We start from the raw sequence: 22,702 nt of genomic DNA, 5'->3' as shown, positions 1-22,702 counted from the left end.
CACCGGCATCCAGCACGGGCGCCTGGGCCACGCCGTGCTCGGCCAGCACGCGCCAGGCGTCGTTGACACCGGCCTCGGGCGATACCGTCACGGCCTCGTGGCTCATCACGTCGGCCACGGTCTGCAGGGGCTGGCGTGGCTGGCTGGGGCCTTTTTCCGTGGAAAGATAGGCATCGACCGCTCCGCGCAGCCGCGGCGCGGGCTCCGGCGCGCCGGCAGGCTGGCCCGCGAGGTCGGCCAGGATGGCGGGGAACGAGGCGGTGGCGTCGCCCGCCATCACGTCGGCCGAGCGCGTGCGCAGGGCCTGCGGGCGTTGTACGCGGCGCACGGGCGCCACCTGGCCCAGCCGCTCGGCGGGACCGCGAAACATCTGTCCGTTGGGACCGAAGACAAAAAACATGGGAGCTCCCGGGTGCGCAAACCGCTGTGGGCGGCATATCGGAAGTATCGGCGCTGGCGCGGGATTTCTGTAGCGGCAAGACCCCCAACGCCCAGGGGCGGGCGCTGCCATGGCGATACCGCCTAAAATTGCCGGCTATGCTCGATATCCTTCTTCTTCGCAAAGACCTTGACTCGGCCGTCGCACGGCTGGAGACCCGCAAAAAGCCCCAGGCCTTCCTGAACGTGGAGGCCTTCCAGTCCCTGGAAGCAGAGCGCAAGTCCCTGCAGACACGGACCGAGGAGCTGCAGTCCAAGCGCAACCAGCTGTCCAAGCAGATCGGCATGCTGATGGGCAAGGGCGAGAAGGACGCTGCCGAGGCCGCCAAGGCCGAAGTCGGCAGCCTCAAGACCGAGCTGGACCAGTCGGCCACGCGCCTGGAGCAGATCCAGGCCGAGCTGCAGACCATGCTGCTGGCCGTGCCCAACCTGCCGCACGACAGCGTGCCCGTCGGTGCGGACGAAAGCGGCAATGTGGAGGCGCGCCGCTGGGGCACGCCCAAGACCTTTGATTTCGAGGTCAAGGACCATGTGGACGTGGGCCAGCCGCTGGGCCTGGATTTCGACATGGGCGTCAAGCTGTCGGGCTCGCGCTTCACCGTGATGAAGGGCCCCATCGCCCGCCTGCACCGCGCCCTGGCGCAGTTCATGATCGACCTGCAGACCGACTCGCATGGCTATACCGAGTGCTATGTGCCCTACGCCGTCAATGCCGACTCGCTCAAGGGCACGGGCCAGCTGCCCAAGTTCGAGGGCGACCTGTTCGCCGCCAAGAAGGGCGGCCAGGATGGCGAGCCCGTGCCCGACAACGCGGCGCTCTACCTGATTCCCACGGCCGAGGTGCCGCTGACCAACTTCGTGCGCGACGTGGTCGTGGCCGAGGACCAGCTGCCCATCAAGCTCACGGCCCACAGCCCCTGCTTCCGCTCCGAGGCCGGCAGCTACGGCCGCGACACGCGCGGCATGATCCGCCAGCACCAGTTCGACAAGGTCGAGATGGTGCAGATCGTGCATCCGGAAAAGAGCTACGAGGCGCTGGAAGAAATGACGGGCCACGCCGAGGCCGTGCTGCAGAAGCTGGGCCTGCCCTACCGCGTGATGAGCCTGTGCACGGGCGACATGGGCTTTGGCGCGGCCAAGACCTATGACCTGGAAGTCTGGCTGCCTGCGCAGAACACCTACCGCGAGATCAGCTCGGTCTCCAACTGCGAGGCCTTCCAGGCCCGCCGCCTGCAGGCACGCTTCAAGAATGCCCAGGGCAAGAACGAGCTGGTGCACACGCTCAACGGTTCCGGCCTGGCCGTGGGCCGCACGCTGGTGGCGGTGCTGGAGAACTACCAGAACGCCGACGGCTCGGTGACCATCCCCGAGGCGCTGCGCCCGTACATGGGTGGACAGACTTTGCTGAAGGCCTGAATTTTTAGGCTATAATTTCAGCTTCGACGCTGCGGAGAGGTGGCAGAGTGGTCGATTGTACCTGACTCGAAATCAGGCGTACGTGCGAACGTACCGAGGGTTCGAATCCCTCCCTCTCCGCCAATGTGTCAGCAAACAAGCGCCTTCCGAGGCGCTTTTTTGTTGTGCCCATCACTGCGCAAGGTGCTTGGGCGACGGTACGGTCAGGCGCTGCACGAAGGAGCGCGCATGAAGCATCTCCAGTGCCTGGATGAGCTTGGCTTCACAATGAGGTGTCTATCAACCACTTGTGAGGCTCCATGCATCCGAAGCACCCCGCCATCGAATTTCTGGCAACCCTTCCACAGTTCCAACTGAAGTTCGGCACGAGCGACTGGTATCTATTCGACATGCGCAACGGCACTGTCGTGTCGGCGGTCGATTCGGATGAGCCGAAATATAGGGATGCGATCGAACTTCGATTTCCTGGCAGCGAGCCCTTTGTGGCAGAGCTCGGCCCGTATCTTGACCTGCAGGTGATGGAGGCAGCGGTGCTGATGCACCTGTCTGAGGAAGAGCGAGAGGACTCCCAGAACTTGGCAAATGCTGCTTGGCGGCGAGCTCAAGAACGCGACCTCTCCTAAGATTTGGCCCTCGCCAGACGCGATGGCTGGATGTTAAAGCTTTAACAAAAATCAAAGAATCAAAACGCCCCGCAATCCCGCATGGATGCTGGGTTTCGGGGCGTTTCTGTTTGATTAACAAAATTCAAACGGGGAAAATCTTCTGCGCGTGAGGAACAGGGCGGTCTAGAGGCCGAAAGCCTGGGGACTTTGCATAGCCCCCCCCGTGACTGCCCAAGTGAGCTTGATTGAAAATCGGAAGGGAGTTCTTGGCCTACCAAGTGGGCGTTGGAGTTCTTCAACGAATCACTGTGCGGTGCCATATAAGTATCCTACTCAGGCTCGCTAACCATGGTAAGCATCTGGCCCAATCTATTGCGAATAAGTTGATCTATCTCTATTTGTTTTGGCATTAATTCTGAAGTGTATGATTCTATTTGCTCTTCAGATAGATGATGTCCAGCTAGTAATTTGTTTAATGCGTCGCTTTTTATATTTGCGAGCCGCTGTGAATATTCTGCAAGCTTTTTACCCTCATCAAAATTAAGAAAAGGAGCCGCCATGCGTATAGCTCCTATCAAATCATTTTGAGACTCATACATCTCTGTGTTCTTCGAAAGTCTTTTTTCTAAGGGTATAAGGTGAGCAATTTTAAGATGGGTGAGTAAATCTCGCGCCTGTGAATCTGCCGCATTATGTAAGCGGTCAAGTGCTTGGAATTTTTTCTCTGCCATTCGGACTGCCATCGCTTTTTTTACATCTTGACTGGCTTTGAGTGCTTCAGTCTGAGCGATGAGAGATGTTCGATAAGATTCAAGGTCGCGTGCATAGCTCGCCTTCGCTGACTCCAGATCTTTCTGATGCTGAGCTTTGATGTTTTCAATGTCTTTATTAAGCCAGTGGGCGATTTGGCTTTTCCCAAGAAATGCTGCGACAGCTAGTAGTGATGCACTGATTCCTCCGCCAGCTAGCCCTGCCCATAAAAATCCTGCAGCATCTGTCATGTTTCACCTCTCTATAGGACGTTAAATTGTGACATCACCAACGCAACAAAGCCCCGCTGGGCGAACCATGCGGGGCTTTGTTGTGTCTGGGCCTGGCTGTGCTTACGCGCGCACGACCTTGACCACTGCGAAGGTCTGCGGGTAGGGAATCACCACATCAGCGCGGACGTGCCAAGCAAAGCCGATTTCGCCGGTGGATGCGAATACTTGCGCAGTAGTTGGATGCTCACGTTCTCGCGCAGCAGGCAGTTGCGGCCATAAAAAAGGCCCGCGTTGGCGGGCCGTGCTCAGATCTCGAGGGCCTTGCGGTCCTTGCCTTCAATCCAGCGCGGCGGTTTGCCCCGGCCGGTCCAGGTGGCTCCGCTGGCGGGGTCGCGGTATTTGGCCACGCCAATGCTGGCGGACTTGGCCTTGCCGGTGCTGAAGATGTCATCCTGGGTCAGACCGAACTGCTCGACGAGTTCGCGGACCTTGGCGATGACTCCGCCTTTTTCCGCCTTCAGGGTGGCGGCGATCTTTGCCTCAAGCTCGGCCTTCTGCTGGAGGAGGGTTTTGTAATCTGCTGTCATGTATTCCTCATGGATAGTGTGCTACACAATGACGCATTCTATGGAGACAGGGCCCATGTCGCATGTGGGACATCGTTGGTGTTTGCACCTAGCCTCTGCTCCGACTGCCCCCAGGCGCTGTGCGCGGACCGGGCCTAGGCCTCGGCAAATTCGCGCCTGGCGCTGAAGTGCAGGATTTCGGAATCCTGCGCTCCCCCCTGTCTTTGAATGACGATGGTGCCGTTGGAATGCAGATAGATGCGGATGCCCGGCAGGGTGTCCGAATCCAGATGGCAAGGGCTTTTGTCGAGGTTTTTCCAGCCATGTTCTGCGCACAGCGTGCGTTGCCGCATGCGATTGAGCAATTCACGGCGAGCGCCGGCGCCTTCGCAGATGCGCATCCAGAGCAGCAGCAGCATGTCGTGTGCCTCCTGGCGGGATGAGCAGGGAGGCATGTGCTTCAACTGGTTCAGCAGGGTGAAGAACCGTTCCTCTGCGCTGATTTCGAGTGCCATGGTTGCCTCCTGTGTGCCTGGATATGCATCAAAGTGTAGGCAGGCCCGGTTCCGCGAAGGCGCGGCGTTTGGCGACAGCGCCAGTGGCGTTTTTTCCTGCGTGTTTGCAGGATTTCTGCCAGGGCGGCTGTCATGGCCCATGCCAGCCGTGTCAGTGCGACTGCATGCCCATGAGATTGCACGACATGGCGCATTGCTGGCAGGCTGCCGCGCAGGTCTGGCAATGGTCGTGGGAATGCTTGCTGCATTCGTCGGCGCAGGCCTGGCAGATCTGGGCGCACAGGCGGCAGATGTCCGGCGCATGCGGGCTCTGGCGCGCCATTGCGGCCACGGCCAGTTCGCAGATCTGCGCGCATTCCAGGTCCTGGGCAATGCAGGCGGCCATCATCTGGACGTCTGACTCCTTCAGGCAGGCGGCGGCGCAGGTATTGCAGGCAATGACGCAGGCCTGGCAGGCGTCCATGCAGGCCTTGTAGTCGATGGCAGGTGGGGTGGTATTCATGGCAGTTCTCCAGGAATGAGGGAGTGAAGTCGCGCAGGGCGTTCTTCCTTGGCCATTCGCTGGCAGCTATCCGCACCAAAGAAAACGCCCCGCGAACGGGGCTGTGTCAAAGACCGCAAGGGTCGGGATTTACAGGTAGGGCACGCCGTAGTAGTCGTTCACGCGGCGGCCATATTCATCGGTGTATGCCGGAGCCGTATCGCGCTCGTAGCGTGGAGCGTTGTCCAGTTGCTCACGCGTCAGCGACACCACGTAGCCATTCATGTTGGGCTCGTACTTGAGGGATTCCCAGGGCAGCGGATAGCGATCCGTTCCGATGCCCAGGAAGCCGCCGAACTCCATGACAGCATAGCGCACCTTGCCGGACAGCTTGTCGATCATCAGCGTGTCTATGGTCCCCAGCTTGTCGCCTGCCGGGTTGTAGACATTGGTGCCGCTGACGGTTTCGGAAGAAATGACGCTCGATGCGGTGTTGGGTGTGACCATGACGTTCTCCAGTGAGTGAGTTTGTGCTGACCCGCCAGCGCGGTGCGTCTGGCGGCTGAGCGATGCGGCTTTGAATGGGACGCGGTAGCCGGCCCGTCAAGAAAACCTGTGCATCGCCTGGCGAAGTCGAAGCCTGTGTGCTTCTGGGTTCTAGCTTAGGACGGCATCTGCGGGCACCGGGTAGTCGGGCCGCCGCGACGGGCGTAGGAGGTGCCTTGGGCGGCGGAGGCCAGTTCCTACGAGCCCCTGTAGTCAAGGTCGGCGGGGCTGCGGGCCTTGGCTGACGCGGGGCAGCAGCCTGGGCCGGCTGCGGCGCGGCAGGGCGAGGCGTACAACAAAACGACAGGGCAATGAAGCGCAGGCAGTCCCGCATGCGTGTGGCATGCCCCGAAGGAGAGCCCCATGAATGCAAGCAACAAGCCATCCATCCAGCCCATCCAGCCGGTGTCCACGGATGCCCCCGAGGATGAAGACCTTGCCGAGCAGGCACGCCCCGGCCACGGTGTTCCTTCGCAGGACCCCGATGCGTCCGCGCAGTTCGAACTGTCGCCCGAGGATGCGGAGCGCGAGTCGCGCTCGGTATTCATAGGCGGCGGCGTGCTGGCCGGAGCCGCTGCAGGCGCTGCGGCGGGTGCTGCGATTGCCGGCCCGGTGGGCGTGGTGGTCGGCGGCACGGTAGGCAGCGTGGCCGGTGCGCTGGGCGGTGCGGCCGCTGGCGCCGTGGCACCTGCGCAGGGCGCGGAAAAACCGTCGCACCCCGGCAGCAAGTCTTCCGGGTGACAGGCAAGGGGTGGTGGCAGGCCCTGTGTAGCGCAGCGGCAATGGACGGGTGTGGGTGCATCCCGTATACAGAGGCCTGTCCACTTTCTTCTCACCCCAGATGGCCAACGTACTCATCGGCATCGTCGCCGCAATCCATGTCTACATCCTCGTGCTGGAGATGTTTCTCTGGGACAAGCCGGCCGGACGCCGCGCGTTTGGCCTGACGCCAGAATTTGCCCTGCAGACCAGGACACTGGCCGCCAACCAGGGCCTGTACAACGGCTTTCTCGCCGCCGGGCTGATCTGGGGGCTGGCGCAGGGGGCCGATGGCCTGGGCTTCAAATACTTCTTCCTGGTTTGCGTGCTGGTGGCCGGCGTGTATGGCGCCGCCACGGCCAGCCGCAAGATCCTCTGGGTGCAGGCCGTGCCGGCTGCTGTGTCGCTGATTGCGCTGTACCTGGGCCTTTGAGCGCGCCCAAAGCGCCCAACGAGCTCAGGGCGAGCTGGCCGTGAAGGTGACCTGCCCGGTGTAGGTGCCTGCCCTGCGGGAGGCCAGGTTGGCATAGGACAGGGTCCAGTTCGCCGTGCGCTGGGTGACCAGCCCCGCAAAGGCGGTGGCCACCACGTTGACCGCTGCGCCCGTTCCCGTATTGGGTATCAGCGGCGCGGGCAGGTTGCTGTCGCTGGTGGCGATGGTGATCTCCGACAGCGGGATGGTATTGGCCCCGCTGGCCAGCGCCGTGGTGGCGGTGGCGCGCAGCGTGATCTGGCCTGCGTTGCTGCGCACCTCCACCGGCAGCACATTGCCGCTGGGCGTGATGCTGAAGCTGGGGGCCGCGCCGCTCCAGTTCACCGAGGTGTTGCTGCCCGCCACGGGCGTGGTGGGCACGCCAGGGATGGACGGGGCGAGCACAAAGGCCACGCTGCTGGTCGTGCCGCCGGGCGTGGGCCAGGTGCCGTCGCCTATGCGAAAGAAGATGAACTTGTCGATGGCGATGGTGAAGTCCAGGTTCACCGAGGTGCTCAGCGGCACCAGCAGGCTGGGGCCTGTGGTGCTGGACGCCGCATGCACGGTGTGGCCCAGGCCGCCCAACGCCATGGACAGGGCCAGCCACGCGAGCGGTCTGGTTGCCATCACTTCAGTTCCACATCGATCTTGAAGCTGCCTTTTTCCCAGTCCAGGCTGCCCTTGGCCTTGACCGGATACACGGGCTGCGGGGCGGGCTGGCCGTCTTTGCCCTTGGGCATGAGGGCCAGCGTGCGTGTCTGGCCGGGCAGTATGGGCGTGCCTTCCGGCGCCAGTTCGAAGCGGCGGCCCTTGTTGTCCACGGCGTCCAGGCTGCCTTCCAGCCGGCCATGGGCATCGCCGGTGTTGCTGACGGTGACCAGGGCGCGGCGCGTCTTGCCGTCTTCGGCCATGGAAAGCTGGCGAATGTCCAGCTGGGGCGCGGCACCTCCCAGCGTCACGTAGACGGCCACCGCGATGCGGCCCGTGACAGGCAGGCTCAGGCTGGCGCCGCCGCTGCGGATGACGGTCTGCTGCGCGGGTTCCACGCCTTCGATGGCGATCATGAAGCGGCATTCGCCGCGCGGCGCATCGGCAGGCGGCTCCACCTGGAAGCGGAAGGCCTTCTTGCTGCGGCCTGCAATCGTGACGCTGCGCCGCTCCAGCAGCACCCAGGGCCGGCAACTGCCGGGCAGCAGTTCGTCGTGGTAGGTGATGTCGCCCGTGTCGGAATAGGTCCAGTCGATGGTGCGCATGGCCACCTCGGTGGGTGCCGAGGCCAGGTTGTGGATGTCCAGCGATTGGCCCGTGCGCGCACCCGGCTTGGCCGACAGCTCGAAACGCGAGGGCGCCACGGCCAGCTCGAACGGTGCGGCGGCGGCGCCGCTGCAGGCGATCAGAAGGGCCAGTGAAACGGCGATGGGAGGAGCTTTCATGGCAGGGTCTCGATCTCGAAGTAGGACTCGAAGCTCAGCGCCGAGCCCCGGGTCAGGCGCAGCTCGGCGGGGTCGATGTGCAGCGTGAGGTCGAAAACCTCGGCCATCCAGGGCGTGCGGACCACGCCGTTCCAGACCTGGACCCGGTCGCCGGGCCGGCCCGTGCCACCTGCAAACACGCCGTTGCTGCGCCACTGCACCTGCATGCCCGCAGGCGAGCGCAGGCCCGTGACCAGGGCGGGAATCACATAGAAGATGCGCGCCGTGCGGCCGACATGGGGCGCCGTGGCCAGCCGGTATTCGATGCGTCCCATGGGCAGCTCCAGCAGCCGCTCGCCGACGACCCTGGCCCGGGCGAAGTCGCTGCGGACCTGGGACCGGGGCGAAGCCGAGTCGTCCAGCCGCGCCACTTCGGCATGCGCCGCGAGGGCCGTGGCCCAGGCCAGTGCCATGCACAGGAGCGGCCAGGCCAGCGGCCTCATACCATCGATGCCGTGAAGCGCACGGTGCCCTTGTAGTTGCCGCCCGGGTAGACCACGTCGTTGTCGTAGGTGAACTGCAGCACGGTGCCGGTCAGTTGCCGTGACTGGACGGTCCAGCCAGCGACCGGGCACAGCGCGCCAGAACAGACGGATGCGTTCGCGTTGTAGCTGGCGATGGACTGGCCGGCGCTGGCGGTGAAGCGCCCGTTCTGTATGTCGCCGGACGCAGCATTGCCGTTGTTCGATGCCACCCAACTGATCTTGCTGAACGGAATGGTCGCGCTGCCGCAGCCACCCGACTGGCAGGAAAGTGCGGTGGATGAATCGACGACCAGGGTGACTGGCCGGGCCACGGCGGTGCCCAGCGCGGGACGTGTGGGAGACACCGAGACACTGATGCTGGGCGTGCCCGTCACGGCCACGGGCGTGAGGCCGGCGTTGGCTCCCGTCACGTTGAAGGCCACGGTGTCCACGGTTGCCCCGGTCGTGCCCACGCGCAGTGTCAGGCTGTAGTTGAGCAGGTCTGTGTCGGTCACGATGGTGAACACGGCCTGCGCGGGCGGCTGCACAACGCAGAGGGCCGCTGCGGCCAGCAGGCGAGGCAATGCCTTGTCCATCAGATGCCCTGGGCCGTATACGTGATGACGTTGGTATAGGTATTGGCAGCCCAGCTGGCCGGCGTACCTCCCAGCGCATATGCCCAGGTTCCCGTAGCAACCACGTTGGAGGGGAACGAGGTGGATGCGCAGGCACCCAGATTGGGCCCGGGGTGGGGCAGGTTGCCGGTGGTCGTGACGGTGAAGTCCGCGTTGGCGGGGCCGCCCGTGGCATTCCAGGCGCCGACCGCGCAGTTGATGGTGCCGGCGCCGGCATTGGTCCAGGCATAGACCGTGAGCGTGGCGGCAGCCGAGGCGGTGGCCACGGTGGGCGCGGCGCCGTTCCAGTCCACGTTGGTGTTGTTGACGGAGGCCAGCGGCGTGGTGGGCACGCCGGGGATGCTCAGCGTCGAGGTCCAGGTCACCGTGTCCACCGTGGTATTGGTCGAGCCCACGCGCAGCAAGATGAGCTTGGGCACGGTCACGCTGAGGTTGACCTTGGCCTGGGCCGTGATGGTTCCGGTGCCCGAGCCGTACTGGCTCTCGGCCATGGCAGGCAACGCGGTCAGGGCCAGGCCGAGGCCGCCGAGCGATGCGGCCAGCAGGCGTTGGGCGATGGGTGTTCGGTTCATGGAATCTCCTTGGATGGAACGGGTTGCCTGGGAAGCCTGTGCGCCTTAATCAGTCATTCATTCACTCATTCATTCACTCACTCGCCCACCTTGACCACGGCAATCGACGCCGAGGCCTGGCCGCGCAGGGGCACATGCACGCTGCTGGTGTTGTCGCCGGAGGCGCCCCAGGGCAGCGGTACGCTTTCCTGGGTGAGCGACAGCCGGTGGTGGCCCGTGGGCACCACCGGGAATTCGAACTGGCCATCGCGGTCGGTCACCGTGCGGTAGCGGCCGTCAAGCATCACCTCGACGCCGGCCACGCCCACCTCGCCCGCTTGCTGTTCGCCGTCGCGGTTGGCGTCGTAGAACACGCGGCCGGACAGGCTGCCGCCGCCCACGCCTTCACCGGGTGCGCCTGCGGCCGCATAGGCCGTGCCCGCGCTGCCCTCCCAGCGCAGGTAGACATAGGCAGTCTTCTCGTCGCTGCGGTAGAGGTTGGGCAGTGAAGAGGGCGTGGGCAGCAGCGAGGACCGGGCCTGGTTGAAGTGCGCCATGAAGCCCATGCGCCAGCCCCGGCCCAGTTCCTTCTCGGCCGACAGCGAGCCCGACAGGCCCCGGCTGGTGTAGAGGCTGCCGCTTTGCGAGGTGTAGCGCAGGTTGCCGGCCAGCTGCAGCCCGCTTTCCAGCCAGTAGCGCCATTGCAGCCCGGCTGTTGGATAGTTGCGCGACATGCCGCCGCTGCGGTCGCGCGCATAGCCCAGCGTGGTGGTGAGCTCGGACCGCAGCGTTGCCTGGCGTGCACCGGCCCAGTCCTGCTCCCACTGCACCTCCTGGCCCGTCGCGGAGGAGTCGCCCAGCACGATGAGCTCGTTGCGCCGAACGGTCAGCATGAAGCGGCTGCGCGGCCAGTCGAAAAAGCGGGTCTGGTAGAACGCGCTGCCATAAAGGCTGCGCGATTGGCCGCCGCCTGCGGTGCCCGCATCGTTGCGCGTCTGGTAGGCGCTGAAGCTGCCGCCCACGGCCGTGTGCCGGTCGAACTGGTATTGGGCATTGCCATTCGCCCCCAGGCGGCGGTAGCCCGACAGTTGAAAGCCTGTATCCTGCGCCGTGGTTTGCGGCGTGCGTTCGTAGTCCAGCCCCATGCCCCAGCTCAGGCGGGTGACATGGCGGTCCACGCGCCAATAGGCGCCGCGCGCCGCGCTGGACAGCGCGTAGTCGCCAAAGTGCAGCTGGGGCTGGGCTGCATGCAGGCCGAATTCATGGCGGTAGGCGCCAGCGCGCGCGCTGGCCTCGATGAACAGGCCCTGGGCGCTGCTGCCCTCCGTGCCGGCGGTGCCTGCCGCTGGAGAAAACAGGGGCGCGCTGGTACGGCTGCCCAGCAGCGTGGTGCGGAGCCTGAAGTCGCCATCGCGCAGCACGCCGCGCCCGTAGCCCAGCGAGGCGGCCCAGCTGGTCACGCGCTTGCTGCCCAGGCCCAGGGCGGAGCCGGGGTCGTATTGCGTGTCATCGCCGGGGTAGTGCCTGGGACTGTAGTAGGCGGGAACATCGTTGGCCTGGTCCAGCTGGAAGGCGGCAAACCAGGGGCCATCCAGCCGCACGGTGGCGCCCAGCCAGCCCAGCGTGCCCTGGTTTTTCTCGAACCCGGGGTAGGGCCCTCCCGTGAGAAGGCCGCGCTGGCCGTAGCCCGCGCGCAGGTCCAGGTCCGGGCGGAAGATGCGCGCCGAGGCGCCGCGCACCGTGGTCGAGCCCAGCGACAGCCGGTAGTTGCGCGCCAGGCCATCGGTCAGCTCGCTGTAGAGGTCGCCCACGGCCGTGTCGGCGAAGGTCTGCGTGGTCAGCGGAAAGCCAAGGTTGCGCAGCGTGAAGCGCTCGCTCGTGGCTTGCCGGGCATAGCCCAGGCCACCAATACTCAAGCCACCCATACCCAGGCCATTGCCAAAGTTGTCGCCGCTCAGGTGCCGGCCTTCGGCCTGCAGGGTGAACTCGCCGTAGTTCAGTGTCTCGCGGCGGTATTCGAGGCGCTGGCCGATTTCTGTGGCGCGCTGGCGGCCATGGCCGGTGGTGCGGGATTCGCCCAGGCCCAGGCGGCTTTCCACCACCCAGGCGCGAAAGCCCTCGGGCTGCTCGGCTTCGGGCTCGGCGGCGGCGGACTGTGCGATCTCGTCCGGATCCATGAAACGGTCCTGGTAGGCAGGGGCGGCCCCTTCGGAGAGTGCCTTGAGCCGGGCCTGCTCGGCCTGGTCGCGGTCCAGGGATTCGATGCGTGCCTCAGCCATGGAGGTACCGGCAACGGCCGCCGAAGAAGGTGTTTGCGCCTGTGCGCCGCACAGGAAGGCGGGAGCGGCTGCCAGGCTCCACCCAAGGCACGCGAGCGGCAGGCGCGACCAGACTCCAGCGGGGCCGGCAACGGTCCGCGGCAGCGTTCGAATCATCAACCAAGATCCCTGCTTTATTCATCGGATGCCAAGCCATCTGGCCAAAACAACTGATCACAAAACTGCGGAAAATGGCTGAATGCGTGCAGCCATCGATTGGCCCCTGCAAATACCGGCGCTGCACTTCAAAGACCGGCCGTTGTCAATGGTGTGCCGAATGAGAGGTATTCAGGGTGAATATCATCGTTCCCTAAATGGCATGGTTTATCCAGTAGGACGGCACGCTGCCGGATGGTAGGGGAAAGGGTGATGCCATTCGATGTTCATCTGTGGCGCTGCGGTGCCGGGCTGGCAGCGCCCAGAGGGCAGTTGGCGGGCTTTGCTTTTTGGCTATGGATGGGTTTCAGGTTTTCTATTGATAGCAATGAATCATTTGTTTTTCATGCGGCAATAGAGGCTGCTGGGCGTTATCTCCGTTTTCAGGCAATTCATCTGTTGGAAAACGAGGGTTCTCATCAGATTCCGGCTGCTGGAGAATCAAGGAATGGCGCAACTGAAGTGCGCCAGGTTCTGATTGGTTTTTGGACTGGTATCCGGCCAGGTTGATTGATGCAGGCTAAAGCACCTGCACCAATGCAAGCTGCCGCAATCATTTGCCCTGTCTTCATGAACTCTCAGGCGCATCACAGGCAAGGCCAACGCAGGCCCCGGGCACCCTGGAGGGCGCTCGTGGTCATGGCGTTGGCTGTCGTTGTGACCCTGGTGGCAGGCCTGTACCCCTGGAATGCCCCGCAGCATGGCAAGGCGGCAAGCCGCATGGAAGGCTTTGCAGGCGGCGCGTCCCTCATGGCCAAGAAGCGCCAGTTCCATGTGGTCCAGCGGCTGAAGACCCACCGCCTGGCCGAAGCCGAGCGGCGCCAGTTGCTGGCCCGTGACACCGGCGCGCGGAATGTGCGGGAGGCGTGGCCGGCGCGAGAGGTGCGAGAGTTGCGTGCGTTGTCTGAGGTGCGGGAGGTGCGTGAGGTGCGCGCGATGGCCGGCCCGCTCTCAGTCCACCAGCGCCTGTATGGCCTGCAACTGCGCCGCCAGCCCGGGTCGCGCGGCTGGAAAAGTCTCCTCGAAGGCGGCGGTGCCTACCGTGAAACCCGCGGCACCGCTGGCAAGCACGGCCGCGATGCGTTCGCTGCGATCAATGGAGCCGGCCACGACCACGGGCTTGTCCACCGCATCGCAGACCGCCTTGATCAGGGCCGGCACGTCGCCCCGGAAACGGTAGGCCAGCAGGTCCAGGCCATGAACGCCCTCCAGCCCCGCGATGCGGCGCGCGCTGGCCACGATGTCCTCGGCCGGCCCTGAAAGCACGCTCGGATGCCCGCTGATCCTGCCGGGAAACGGATAGTAGGCAATGCCGCTGCCGCGCAGCACGGGCAGCACCGCCTCGGGGCGCGTGCCGCCCATGAGAACGTCCACACCGAGCTCGACCGCCGCGCGGGCCGAAGCCACCTCGCTGGCCTCGTCCAGGCTGACGACTTCCAGATAGACCCTGGCACCGCCTGCGCGGATGTCCCGGGCCAGCTCGCGCAGCTGGGGCAGGGGCAGGCCTATGTCCTTGAAGCCCACATGGCGCACGCCCTGGGCCAGCACTTCGCGCAGCCGCTCGCGCGCATCGGCAATGGTTTTGTCCTGCTGCGTGAGCATGAAGATGAAGTCCGGGCGCTGCGCCTGTCCGCTGGCGCCGGAGCGGCCCGCCTGCACCATGGCCGCCGCCTGGCGCAGCGCGCAGGCCAGGCTGGCATGGTCCGCGCGGCCCGTGCCGGCGATGTCGAAGGCCGTGCCGTGGTCCACCGAGGTGCGCACGAAGGGCAGGCCCACGGTAATGTTCACGCCCTGCTCGACGCCCAGGTACTTCACGGGAATCAGTCCCTGGTCATGGTATTGGGCGACCACCACGTCGAACTCGCCCCGGCGTGCCCGCATGAAGACCGTGTCGCCCGGCCAGGGGCCGTTGGCGTCTATGCCTTCGGCCCGTGCGGCCGCAATGGCGGGGATGATCACCGAGCGGTCCTCGTCCCCGAACAGCCCGTTCTCGCCGGCATGCGGATTGAGTCCCGCCACGGCCACACGAGGCCGGGCGATGCCGAACGCCCGGCAGGCCTGGTGCGCAAGGCGGATGGCACGCAGTTCGTTGTCCGGCGTGACTGCGGCAATGGCCTGCTGCAGCGGCACGTGGATGGAGACCAGCAGCACCCGCAGCTCGTCATTGGCGAGCATCATGGCGAAGTCGCGCGTGCCCGAACGCTCGGCCAGCATCTCGGTATGGCCAGGGTGGGGGCAGCCCGCGGCGCGCAGCGCCTCCTTGTGGATGGGGGCGGTCACCAGGCCTGCGACTTCGCCGGCCAGGGCCAGGTCGATGCCGCGCTGTATGTAGGCATGGCAGGCGGCCCCGGCGCGCGTATCGATGCGTCCCCAGGCCAGGTCCTCGGGCAGCGGGCCTCCGGTCTGGAGCACGAAGAGGGTGGCGGGTGGCACGGTGGCGGGAACCTGGGCCGGCGCATCGATGGCTTGGATGCGCGGGCGCACGCCCAGCATGTCGGCTGCCCGCTGCAGCCGCCCCGTGTCGCCGATGACGAAAAAAGGCGCACGGGGCCGGGCAGGGTCCATGGCCAGTTTGACGATGATCTCGGGGCCTATGCCCACGGGATCGCCCATGGTGATGGCCAGGGGTGCGGGGGCGATGGTGGGGGCTTCGTTCATGGTCATTGCTGAAAGCTCAATCGATGGAGGTACTTTGCATGAAAATCGCACTGCAGAAAATCGATATGGATTCAGTATTCAGTTGATCAAAAGTCAAATGAAATCTCTCCCCACTCCCTTTCTTCCATGTGTCCGATGCCGCCCTCCAGTCCCATGGCCCCACCCACCCATATGCCGCCGCTGTCCGCCCTGCGTGCCTTCGAGGCCACGGTGCGCCACGGCAGCGTTTCCAAGGCCGCGCGCGAGCTGCACCTGACCGATGGCGCCGTGAGCCGCGCCGTGCGCGACATGGAAGAGGCGCTGGGCTTTGCACTGTTCCAGCGCAGCAACCGCAGCATCATTGCCACCCCCACGGCGCGTGTGCTGGCCGAGGAGGTGGCCCTGGCGCTGGAGCGCCTGCGCGGCGCGCTGGGCCGTGCGCGGCAGGCCGCCGGGCCGGACCGGCCGCTGGTGCTGTCCTGCGAGCCCACCTTTCTGATGCGCTGGCTGATTCCCCGCCTGGGCGGTTTGCAGGAAGCGATCGGCACGCAGCGCGAGCTGCGCCTGGTGTCGGCCGGCGGCTCGGTGCCCTTTGCGCGTGAAGGCATCGATCTGGCCATACGCCGCGCGGATTTCGACATGGGCGCCGATGTGGTTGCCGAGCCCTTTTTGCAGGAGCACGTGGGTCCCGTGTGCCGGCCTGCACTTGCGAAGACGCTGGCACGCTCCGGGCCGCTGGGCGGCGTGCTGCTGCACACGGCATCGCGCCCGGACGCATGGCGGCATTGGAGCGAGCTGACCGGCGTGCCGCTGCAGCCCGGGCGCGAGGCCCGCTTCGAGCATTTCTACCTGAGCCTGCAGGCCGCCGTTGCCGGGGCGGGCATTGCCATCGGGCCGCTGGCGCTGGTGGCCGACGATCTGGCCAGCGGCACCCTGTGCGCGCCGCGCGGCTTTGTGGCCGACGGCTCCCACTACGTGCTCATGTCACCCAGGCCGGTGCATGACGAGGCCCGCTTCGCCCTGGTGCTGGAGTGGCTGCGCACGCAGACATTGCCGTTGGCGCGGGCCGACGCATGACTTGCGCCTGCCCGGCTTCACTGGTCGTGCTCGGACAGCTCCCGCCAGTGCGTGCGGGTGAATGCATAGACGGTTTCCAGCGCCGGTGACAGGCTGCGCGCGCCCATGCGCGCCATGCCGTAGCGGCCGCAGCGACGGGGATCGGCGGGCAGGGGCACTTCGGCCATGGTGCCGCTGGCGCGCTCCTGGCGCGTGATGGACAGCACGCCGAACAGCAAGGTGTCCGTGGCCAGGGTCACGCTGCGCAGCAGTTCCAGGTTGTTGCAGTGCAGGGTGAACAGCTTGTCGGGCTCGGCGCCCTCGCCCCACAGCTCGGCCAGCTGCCGCGCCATGGCCGTGCTCAGCGTGGTGGTGGCCAGGGGGTAGCGGCGGATCTCGTCCATGCCGGGGTTTTGCAGCACGGGGTGGCCCGCGCGGCAGACCAGGCCGGCGGGCAGCTCGCCCAGCAGCTCCATGTCCACGTCATCGGCGGCGCGCAGCACATAGGCGTCGCCGACGATGGCGTCTATCGACTCATTGCGCAGCAGCTCCAGCAGGGCGCTGGTGGCACCCATCTCGGTGCGAACCTTGATGCGCGGATGCGCCTGCGCCATGTGGATCAGAAAGGGCTTGAGCAGCAGTGCCGCCGGGGCCGGCGCCACGCCTATGGCCAGTGCGCCCTCCTGGCCGCCGCGCAGCAGCTCCAGGTCGCGCCGCAGCTGGGTTTCCTCCAGCCGCATGCGGCGTGCGCGCTCGGCCACCAGTTCGCCGAAGACCGTCAGCCGGGCACGCCGCGCGCCCCGGTCGAACAGCTGCGCCCGGAGCTCGTCTTCCAGCGCGCGGATGCTGCGGCTCAGCGCCGGCTGGGTCAGGTGCACGGCGCGCGCCGCGTCGGAAAAAGTGCCGTGCTCGACGATGGCCAGCAAGTGCCGCAGCTTCTGGGTATCCATGCGGAGTCCTCATGGTTTATTGGCAGATTTCTCATTTGAATTATAGGTAGGCACTTCCTAAGATCGCATCCATGGACATTGAAACGTCCTATAGAGCGGCCACAACCGCCAACTCTTTCATCGGAGCAAAAGGAGACAAACCATGCTCAAGCTGTTCATCGGCATAGGCATCCCGTACATCGCGGTGATCGGCCTGCTTCCCTGGGTCGCGTCCGTCGATCGCCATCTGCTCGGCGTGCCCTTCATCTACCTGTGGATCTTCATGTGGTTCGTGCTGACGTCGCTGTGCATGCTCGTGTGCTGGCTGATGTTCGACCGCCACGAAGCCGACGACGTGCAGTCGGCCTGAAGGGAGCACCGCCATGACCACCGCAGTCTTTCTGGGCTTCATCGCACTGTCCCTGTACCTGGCCATCCGCTCGCGCACGGGCAAGGGCGCGCAAAGCGTGCATGACTTCTTCGTCGCCTCGCGCCAGTTCGGCGCCTTCCTGGTGTTTTTCCTCGCCGCCGGCGAGATCTACAGCATCGGCACCATGGTCGGCTTTCCGGGCGGCATCTACGCCAAGGGGCCGACCTATGGCGTCTGGTTCCTGGGCTACATCCTGCTGGCCTATCCGCTGGGCTACTTCCTCGGCCCCATGATCTGGAAGGCCGGCCTGCGCCACAACGCCATCACCTTGCCGGACCTGTTCAAGGGCCACTTCGGCAGCCGCGCGCTGGAGCTGATCGTGGCCGGCTCGGCCATCCTGTTCCTGCTGCCCTGGGGCCAGCTGCAGTTCACGGGGCTGGTGGCGGCGCTCAAGGGGCTGGGCTGGAACTTCCAGCCGCTGCACCTGCTGCTGATCTCGGCGGGCCTGGCCTTCACCTACATCGCCATCTCGGGCGTGCGTGCCTCGGCCTATATCGCCATCCTCAAGGACATCCTCATGGTGGTGGCCATCATCGCCACGGGCGTGGCCGTGGGCTGGCATGCCGGGGTGGGCGATGTGTTCGCCGCCGCCAGCGCCAAGGTCAGCAACCACATGACCGATACGCAGCTGCGCTTTTCCATGAGCACCATGCTGTTCCAGGCGCTGGGCTTCTACATGATGCCGTTCGCAGTGCAGAACTTCTTCACGGCCAAGAGTTCGCACACCATCCGCCGCACCCAGATCGCCATGCCGCTGTACATGCTGATGTACCCGTTCCTGGTGCTGGCCTCGTACTACGCCATCAGCCAGAACCTGGAACTGGCATCGCCCAACGAGGCCTTCTTCGCCGCTGCCGTGCGCCTGCTGCCCGACTGGCTGCTGGGCCTGGTCGCCGCAGGCGCCGCGCTGTCGGGCCTGCTGGTGCTGGCGGGCATCTGCCTGGCCATCGGCCCCATCGTGGCGCGCAACCTGCTGCCCGGCCTGCCCGAGGCCAAGCAAAAGCAGGGTGCCAAGGTGGTGATCGTCATCTATCTGCTGCTGTCCATCGTGATGACGCTGCTCACGCCCAACCTGATGCTGACCCTGATCAACACCACCTACTACGGCGTGACGCAGTTCTTCCCGGGAATGATGGCCATCCTGTTTGGCTGGCGCATCCGGCCCCTGGCCATTGCCCTGGGCATCGTCTGCGGGCAGGCGCTGGCCATCGTGCTGTACCTGCAGCAGCCGGACTTCGGCGGCATCAACCTGGGCTTCATCAGCCTGGCGCTGAACCTGCTGGTCACGGCCATCGTCCACTGCCTGCCGCGTGCGGCACACGTCAAGACCGCCTGAGGGAAACATCCCCATGAACCACGAAACCAGCGAGCGCGTGCGCATCTTCGCGGCGCGCACCATCCTCACCATGAACCCGGCCCAGCCACAGGCCACCCATGTGGCCGTGCGGGGCAGCACGGTGCTGGCGGTGGGTGGGGAGGCCGACATGGCCGCCTGGCCCGATGCCGAACGCATCGACCACCTGCGCGGCAAGGTGCTCATGCCCGGCCTGATCGAGGCCCACAGCCACCTGATGGAAGGCGCCATGTGGGATGCGGTCTACCTGGGCTACTTTGACCGCCGCGATCCCGACGGGCGACTGTGGCCCGGCCTGCGCACGCTGGACGCCGTGCTGGCCCGCCTGGCCGAGGCCGAGCGTGCCCTGCCCGACGCGCAGGCCACGCTGCTGGCCTGGGGGTTCGATCCCATCCTCTTTGGCAGCAGCCGGCTGTCGGTGCGCGAGCTGGACCGTGTCTCCACCACGCGGCCCATCGTCATCCTGCATGCCAGCGTGCACCTGATGAATGTGAACTCGGCCATGCTGGCGCTGGCCGGCATCGATGAGGACACCGATATCGACGGCATCCACAAGGACGCCGAGGGCCAGCCCACGGGCGAGCTGCAGGAGTTCGCCGCCATGTATCCGGTGCAGAAGGTGATCGGCAGCGCGCTGTCGCTGGCCGCTGCCGAGCAGCGCGAGGCCATCTGGAAGTTCGGCCGCGTGGCCCAGCTCGCGGGCGTGACCACGGCCACCGACCTGGTCAGCGATCTCTCGCCCCAGGGCCTGGCCGCGCTGCGCGAAGTCACGGGCGACGCGGCCTATCCGCTGCGCATCGTCCCGGCCTTTGCGCCGCAGCGCAACCCGGAAGGCGGCGCCGCGCGCGTGCACGCCGCTGCCGCATCGTCGGCCAGCGACAAGCTGCAGTTCGGCCCCATCAAGTTCATCGTGGACGGCTCCATCCAGGGCTTCACCGCGCGCCTGCGCGCTCCCGGCTACGCGGGCGGGCAGCCCAACGGCCTGTGGCTGATTCCGCCGTCGCAGCTGCCCGCGCTGTTCGAGCCCTTCCACCTGGCCGGCCTGCAACTGCACATCCACACCAATGGCGACGAAGCCACCGAGGTGGTGCTGGATGTGATCGAGGACCTGCTGGCCAGGCACCCGCGCGCCGACCATCGCCACACCCTGCAGCACTGCCAGCTGGCCAGCAGCGCCCAGCTGCAGCGCGCCGCGCGCCTGGGAATGTGCGTCAACTTCTTCTCCAACCACCTCTATTACTGGGGCGATGCGCACGCCGGGCAGACCGTGGGCATCGAGTGGGCGTCACGCATGAATGCGGCGGGCACGGCACGGCGCCTGGGCATGGACTTTTCCATGCACTCCGATGCGCCCATCACCCCCATCAACCCCTTGTTCACCGCCTGGTGCGCTGTGCAGCGCGAAACCGCGTCAGGCCGCGTGCTGGGCGAGGCCGAGCGCCTGTCGGTGGACGATGCCTTGCACGCCATCACCATGGGCGCGGCCCGTACCCTCAAGCTGGAGCAGCGCGTGGGCAGCATCGAGCCCGGCAAGCTGGCGGACTTCGCCGTGCTGGAAGACGATCCCCGCGCGGTGGCGCCCGCCGCCCTCAAGGACGTGAAGGTCTGGGGCACCGTGCTGGGCGGCCGCATCTTCCCTGCGCCCGGGTCCCAGCCATGAGCACGCCGGCCGCCGCGGCGCAGCGGGCGCCCATTCCCATGGTCGTCGTGGGCGGCTATCTGGGCGCGGGCAAGACCACCTTGCTCAACCGGCTGCTGGAGCGCACCGATGGCCTGCGCGTGGCCGTGCTGGTCAACGACTTCGGCGAGATCAACATCGACGCCGCCCTGATCCGCACACGCAGCAGCGACGTGCTGCAGTTGGAGAACGGCTGCATCTGCTGCTCCATCGGCGGGCGGCTGGCCGAGGCCCTGGCCGCCGTGGGCGCGCGGCCCGACCGCCCGGACCTGCTGGTCATCGAGGCCAGCGGCGTCTCCGACCCCGTGCGCATCGCCCAGGTCGGCATGCTCGACCCCGCGCTGCAGCTCAACGCCATCCTGGTGGCGGTGGATGTCCAGGACGTCGATGAGCAACTGTGCGACCCGCTGGTCGGCGACATGGTCCGCCGCCAGATCGCCGGCGCGACGGCGCTGGTGCTGACCAAGGCCGACCTGGCCAGCGCGCCGATGATCGGCAAGGCAAGGCAGCGCCTGGCCGAGATCGCCCCGCACACCATGGTGCTGACCGCACAGTGCGGCGAGATTCCCTTGGCCGTCTTCCTGGACGCTGTGCCCCTGCCACGCCAACCGCAGCACCCGCAGCGCCTGCTGGGTGCGCTTGCGGGTGAAGGTGGCGCCTGGAAGAGGGCCGTGGATGGCACGGCAGGTCTCGCCGGGATGGCAGGAATCACCAGTTTCTCGTACACCACGCACCGGCAATTCGACAAGCAGCGCCTCAGGCAGGCACTGCGCGCCCTGCCGGTGCCGCTGCTGCGGGCCAAGGGCATCGTGCGGCTGCGGGGGCAGCAGCCTTTGCAGGAAATCCATGTGGTGGGAGGCCGGCTGCGCGTGGCGGATCTGGGCGCGGAGCAGGTGGCCGGGTCCGCCTTTGTCTTCATTGGCTGCTTCACGGCGGCGGGGCAGCAGGCGATTCGTGGCCAGCTGGATGCCGCGTTGGCGCCGGAATGATGGAAGAACGTTTTGGACCAAATTTTCTGAATTTTGGATTTCGGCCCAAAAAAACGTATTAGAATTTACGTCTTCTAGGGGAGTCGCCAAGTTGGTAAAGGCACCGGATTTTGATTCCGGCATGCGAGGGTTCGAGTCCTTCCTCCCCTGCCAGATAGACAAAAGCCCTGACAGTTCTGCTGTCAGGGCTTTTTTGTTTTCAGGCCGTGGCCTGCTGCGGGCTGGAGTTCACAGCTGAGCCCGCGCCCGCCTTGGCGGCATCCAGCGTGGCGCGTATGCCCTGGGCGTAGGGGGTCTTGGCAATGGGGCCCAGCAGGGTGTGCAGGGCCGAGTCATCCATGATCAGCGGATCGGTCAGCAGGTAGTGCATCTCGGCCAGTTCGCGCATCAAGGGGCTGAACAGGCCGGCCAGGCGCAGCGCGGTCTTGCCTGCAACGCGCAGTTGCAACGGCCTGCCGCTCAGGCGTTCGATCTCCGAGACGATGTCGCGCTGCGTGGTCGCCCCCGCGCCAGCCAGGTGCCAGACCCTGCCGAATGCCTGCGGCGTGTCGATGAGGCGCGCCACGACGGGGCCCACATCAGGCGCATAGACAAACTCGTGCGGACGGTCCAGCGGGCCGACCATGTCGGCCCGGCCGCCGTGGGCCGCCGCCTCGAAGGCGCCGTGCAGCAGGCTGTTGTGCACACCGGGGCCGTAGAAGTCGGGCAGGCGCAGCACGGTGGCCTCGATGCGGCCCTGTGCATGGGCTTGCAGCAGCAGGTCCTCCTGGGCTTTGCGCATGCGGCCCTTGAAGGTATGGGGCTCGCGCGGATGGTCTTCCGCCACGGGCAGGGTGCGGGCCTTTCCGTAGGGATAGACGGTGCCGATCAGCACGATGCGGCGCACGCCCGCGGCAATGGCGCCTTCCAGCGTCTTGCGCATCAGTTCGGGATGCAATTGAAACTGCCAGTAGTTCACGCCCACCAGGTAGATCAGCGTGTCCACGCCGTGGGCGGCAGCCTCGATGGAGCCGGCGGCATCCGGGTTCCAGGTGGCGATCTCGGCCAGGGGATCGGCGCCGAAAGTCTGGCGCAGGCTGGCTGCGTTGCGGCCGACCACGCGATAGGCGCGGCCCTGTTGTCTGAGCGCGGCGGCCAGGCTCTGGCCGATGGCGCCTGCGGCGCCGAAAAGTGCAATGGATGGCATGGTGCGGGTCCTGTGTTGACCACGCCAGTGTCCGCAACACGCTGCAAAAGGAAAATTGCCTAGAAT

The 22,702-nt window shown here is 65.9% G+C and carries 25 protein-coding genes and 2 tRNA genes; 12 read left to right on the top strand and 15 right to left on the bottom strand.

The features are described from left to right. Positions 1–400 (bottom strand): CBS domain-containing protein (locus JHD82_RS02295; RefSeq protein ID WP_374191637.1); only part of this gene is annotated, 400 nt, incomplete at its 3' end. A gap of 137 nt (positions 401–537) precedes the next feature. Between JHD82_RS02295 and serS the strand changes: the two genes are divergently transcribed. From serS to JHD82_RS02280, 3 genes are all read left to right on the top strand, one after another. Then, positions 538–1,854: a serine--tRNA ligase gene (gene serS, locus JHD82_RS02290; protein WP_199135299.1), complete on the top strand. Its 1,317-nt coding sequence runs from the start codon at positions 538–540 to the stop codon at positions 1,852–1,854. A 33-nt stretch (positions 1,855–1,887) separates the two neighbouring features. Continuing rightward, positions 1,888–1,977 (top strand) — tRNA-Ser (locus tag JHD82_RS02285). Between the two features lie 176 nt (positions 1,978–2,153). Further along, positions 2,154–2,477, top strand: a complete 324-nt coding sequence (locus JHD82_RS02280) for a hypothetical protein (RefSeq protein ID WP_199135298.1) — start codon at positions 2,154–2,156, stop codon at positions 2,475–2,477. 311 nt (positions 2,478–2,788) lie between these two features. On the opposite strand, the gene JHD82_RS02275 is transcribed toward JHD82_RS02280, so the two are convergent. The 5 genes from JHD82_RS02275 to JHD82_RS02255 all read right to left on the bottom strand — a co-directional run bounded on the left by JHD82_RS02275 (position 2,789) and on the right by JHD82_RS02255 (position 5,511). Beyond that, on the bottom strand, positions 2,789–3,460 hold the full coding sequence (locus JHD82_RS02275) for a hypothetical protein (RefSeq protein WP_199135297.1): 672 nt from the start codon (positions 3,458–3,460) through the stop codon (positions 2,789–2,791). Positions 3,461–3,747: 287 nt separating this feature from the next. Continuing rightward, a complete protein-coding gene (locus JHD82_RS02270) occupies positions 3,748–4,029 on the bottom strand; it encodes an H-NS family nucleoid-associated regulatory protein (protein WP_012203893.1) in 282 nt (93 codons plus the stop codon). A 134-nt stretch (positions 4,030–4,163) separates the two neighbouring features. Next, positions 4,164–4,523 (bottom strand): hypothetical protein, encoded by a 360-nt coding sequence (locus JHD82_RS02265; protein ID WP_012203894.1) that lies wholly within the window; start codon positions 4,521–4,523, stop codon positions 4,164–4,166. Between the two features lie 151 nt (positions 4,524–4,674). Continuing rightward, positions 4,675–5,025 (bottom strand): four-helix bundle copper-binding protein, encoded by a 351-nt coding sequence (locus JHD82_RS02260; protein ID WP_013803851.1) that lies wholly within the window; start codon positions 5,023–5,025, stop codon positions 4,675–4,677. 129 nt (positions 5,026–5,154) lie between these two features. Further along, positions 5,155–5,511, bottom strand: coding sequence for a PRC-barrel domain-containing protein (locus JHD82_RS02255; protein WP_013803850.1), 357 nt, complete (start codon positions 5,509–5,511; stop codon positions 5,155–5,157). A 402-nt stretch (positions 5,512–5,913) separates the two neighbouring features. On the opposite strand from JHD82_RS02255, the gene JHD82_RS02250 reads away from it, so the two are divergent. Both JHD82_RS02250 and JHD82_RS02245 read left to right on the top strand, forming a co-directional pair. Next, positions 5,914–6,291 carry a hypothetical protein gene (locus tag JHD82_RS02250; protein ID WP_012203897.1) on the top strand — a complete coding sequence of 126 codons (378 nt, stop codon included), beginning with the start codon at positions 5,914–5,916 and terminating at the stop codon, positions 6,289–6,291. A gap of 100 nt (positions 6,292–6,391) precedes the next feature. Beyond that, positions 6,392–6,742, top strand: a complete 351-nt coding sequence (locus tag JHD82_RS02245; RefSeq protein WP_180317874.1) for a DUF1304 domain-containing protein — start codon at positions 6,392–6,394, stop codon at positions 6,740–6,742. A gap of 24 nt (positions 6,743–6,766) precedes the next feature. Here JHD82_RS02245 and JHD82_RS02240 read toward each other — a convergent pair whose 3' ends face one another. The 6 genes from JHD82_RS02240 to JHD82_RS02215 form a co-directional block, all read right to left on the bottom strand. Beyond that, a complete protein-coding gene (locus tag JHD82_RS02240) occupies positions 6,767–7,408 on the bottom strand; it encodes a hypothetical protein (protein ID WP_199135296.1) in 642 nt (213 codons plus the stop codon). Continuing rightward, complete coding sequence (locus JHD82_RS02235) at positions 7,408–8,214, bottom strand: hypothetical protein (protein WP_199135295.1); 807 nt, start codon at positions 8,212–8,214, stop codon at positions 7,408–7,410. Before JHD82_RS02235 ends, JHD82_RS02240 begins: the two co-directional genes overlap by 1 nt. Next, entirely contained in the window at positions 8,211–8,666 is a 456-nt protein-coding gene (locus JHD82_RS02230; protein ID WP_233174588.1) for a hypothetical protein, read from the bottom strand. The genes JHD82_RS02235 and JHD82_RS02230 overlap by 4 nt, the downstream gene beginning before the upstream one ends. Before the next feature lie 26 nt (positions 8,667–8,692). Then, on the bottom strand, positions 8,693–9,313 hold the full coding sequence (locus JHD82_RS02225) for a hypothetical protein (protein WP_199135293.1): 621 nt from the start codon (positions 9,311–9,313) through the stop codon (positions 8,693–8,695). Continuing rightward, entirely contained in the window at positions 9,313–9,924 is a 612-nt protein-coding gene (locus tag JHD82_RS02220; RefSeq protein WP_034390869.1) for a hypothetical protein, read from the bottom strand. Before JHD82_RS02220 ends, JHD82_RS02225 begins: the two co-directional genes overlap by 1 nt. 77 nt (positions 9,925–10,001) lie before the next feature. After that, positions 10,002–12,182 carry an SdrD B-like domain-containing protein gene (locus JHD82_RS02215; protein ID WP_233174587.1) on the bottom strand — a complete coding sequence of 727 codons (2,181 nt, stop codon included), beginning with the start codon at positions 12,180–12,182 and terminating at the stop codon, positions 10,002–10,004. 408 nt (positions 12,183–12,590) lie between these two features. On the opposite strand from JHD82_RS02215, the gene JHD82_RS02210 reads away from it, so the two are divergent. Then, entirely contained in the window at positions 12,591–12,887 is a 297-nt protein-coding gene (locus JHD82_RS02210; RefSeq protein ID WP_199135291.1) for a hypothetical protein, read from the top strand. 441 nt (positions 12,888–13,328) lie between these two features. Here JHD82_RS02210 and pdxA read toward each other — a convergent pair whose 3' ends face one another. Beyond that, positions 13,329–15,041 carry a 4-hydroxythreonine-4-phosphate dehydrogenase PdxA gene (gene pdxA / locus JHD82_RS02205; RefSeq protein ID WP_199135290.1) on the bottom strand — a complete coding sequence of 571 codons (1,713 nt, stop codon included), beginning with the start codon at positions 15,039–15,041 and terminating at the stop codon, positions 13,329–13,331. Between the two features lie 147 nt (positions 15,042–15,188). Here pdxA and JHD82_RS02200 point away from each other — a divergent pair, with 147 nt between their 5' ends. Beyond that, on the top strand, positions 15,189–16,091 hold the full coding sequence (locus tag JHD82_RS02200) for a LysR family transcriptional regulator (protein ID WP_063327993.1): 903 nt from the start codon (positions 15,189–15,191) through the stop codon (positions 16,089–16,091). A 17-nt stretch (positions 16,092–16,108) separates the two neighbouring features. Here JHD82_RS02200 and JHD82_RS02195 read toward each other — a convergent pair whose 3' ends face one another. Then, on the bottom strand, positions 16,109–17,020 hold the full coding sequence (locus JHD82_RS02195; RefSeq protein ID WP_012203907.1) for a LysR family transcriptional regulator: 912 nt from the start codon (positions 17,018–17,020) through the stop codon (positions 16,109–16,111). A gap of 142 nt (positions 17,021–17,162) precedes the next feature. On the opposite strand from JHD82_RS02195, the gene JHD82_RS02190 reads away from it, so the two are divergent. The 5 genes from JHD82_RS02190 (at position 17,163) to JHD82_RS02170 (ending at position 21,603) form a co-directional block, all read left to right on the top strand. Next, positions 17,163–17,369, top strand: coding sequence for a DUF3311 domain-containing protein (locus JHD82_RS02190; RefSeq protein WP_012203908.1), 207 nt, complete (start codon positions 17,163–17,165; stop codon positions 17,367–17,369). A gap of 13 nt (positions 17,370–17,382) precedes the next feature. Next, positions 17,383–18,765: a sodium:solute symporter gene (locus JHD82_RS02185; RefSeq protein ID WP_012203909.1), complete on the top strand. Its 1,383-nt coding sequence runs from the start codon at positions 17,383–17,385 to the stop codon at positions 18,763–18,765. A 13-nt stretch (positions 18,766–18,778) separates the two neighbouring features. Next, entirely contained in the window at positions 18,779–20,443 is a 1,665-nt protein-coding gene (locus JHD82_RS02180) for an amidohydrolase (protein ID WP_199135289.1), read from the top strand. Further along, a complete protein-coding gene (locus JHD82_RS02175) occupies positions 20,440–21,450 on the top strand; it encodes a GTP-binding protein (RefSeq protein ID WP_199135288.1) in 1,011 nt (336 codons plus the stop codon). Before JHD82_RS02180 ends, JHD82_RS02175 begins: the two co-directional genes overlap by 4 nt. Positions 21,451–21,526: 76 nt before the next feature. Further along, a tRNA-Gln gene (locus tag JHD82_RS02170) sits at positions 21,527–21,603 on the top strand. Positions 21,604–21,649: 46 nt separating this feature from the next. Here the strand turns inward: JHD82_RS02170 and JHD82_RS02165 are convergent. Continuing rightward, entirely contained in the window at positions 21,650–22,636 is a 987-nt protein-coding gene (locus JHD82_RS02165; RefSeq protein ID WP_199135287.1) for an NAD-dependent epimerase/dehydratase family protein, read from the bottom strand. Positions 22,637–22,702 lie beyond the last annotated feature (66 nt).

Origin of the sequence: Delftia sp. ASV31, assembly GCF_016428765.1 — a bacterium.
GTDB classification, from domain to species: Bacteria; Pseudomonadota; Gammaproteobacteria; order Burkholderiales; family Burkholderiaceae_C; genus Comamonas; species Comamonas acidovorans.
This window is presented reverse-complemented; position numbering and strand designations above follow the sequence as displayed.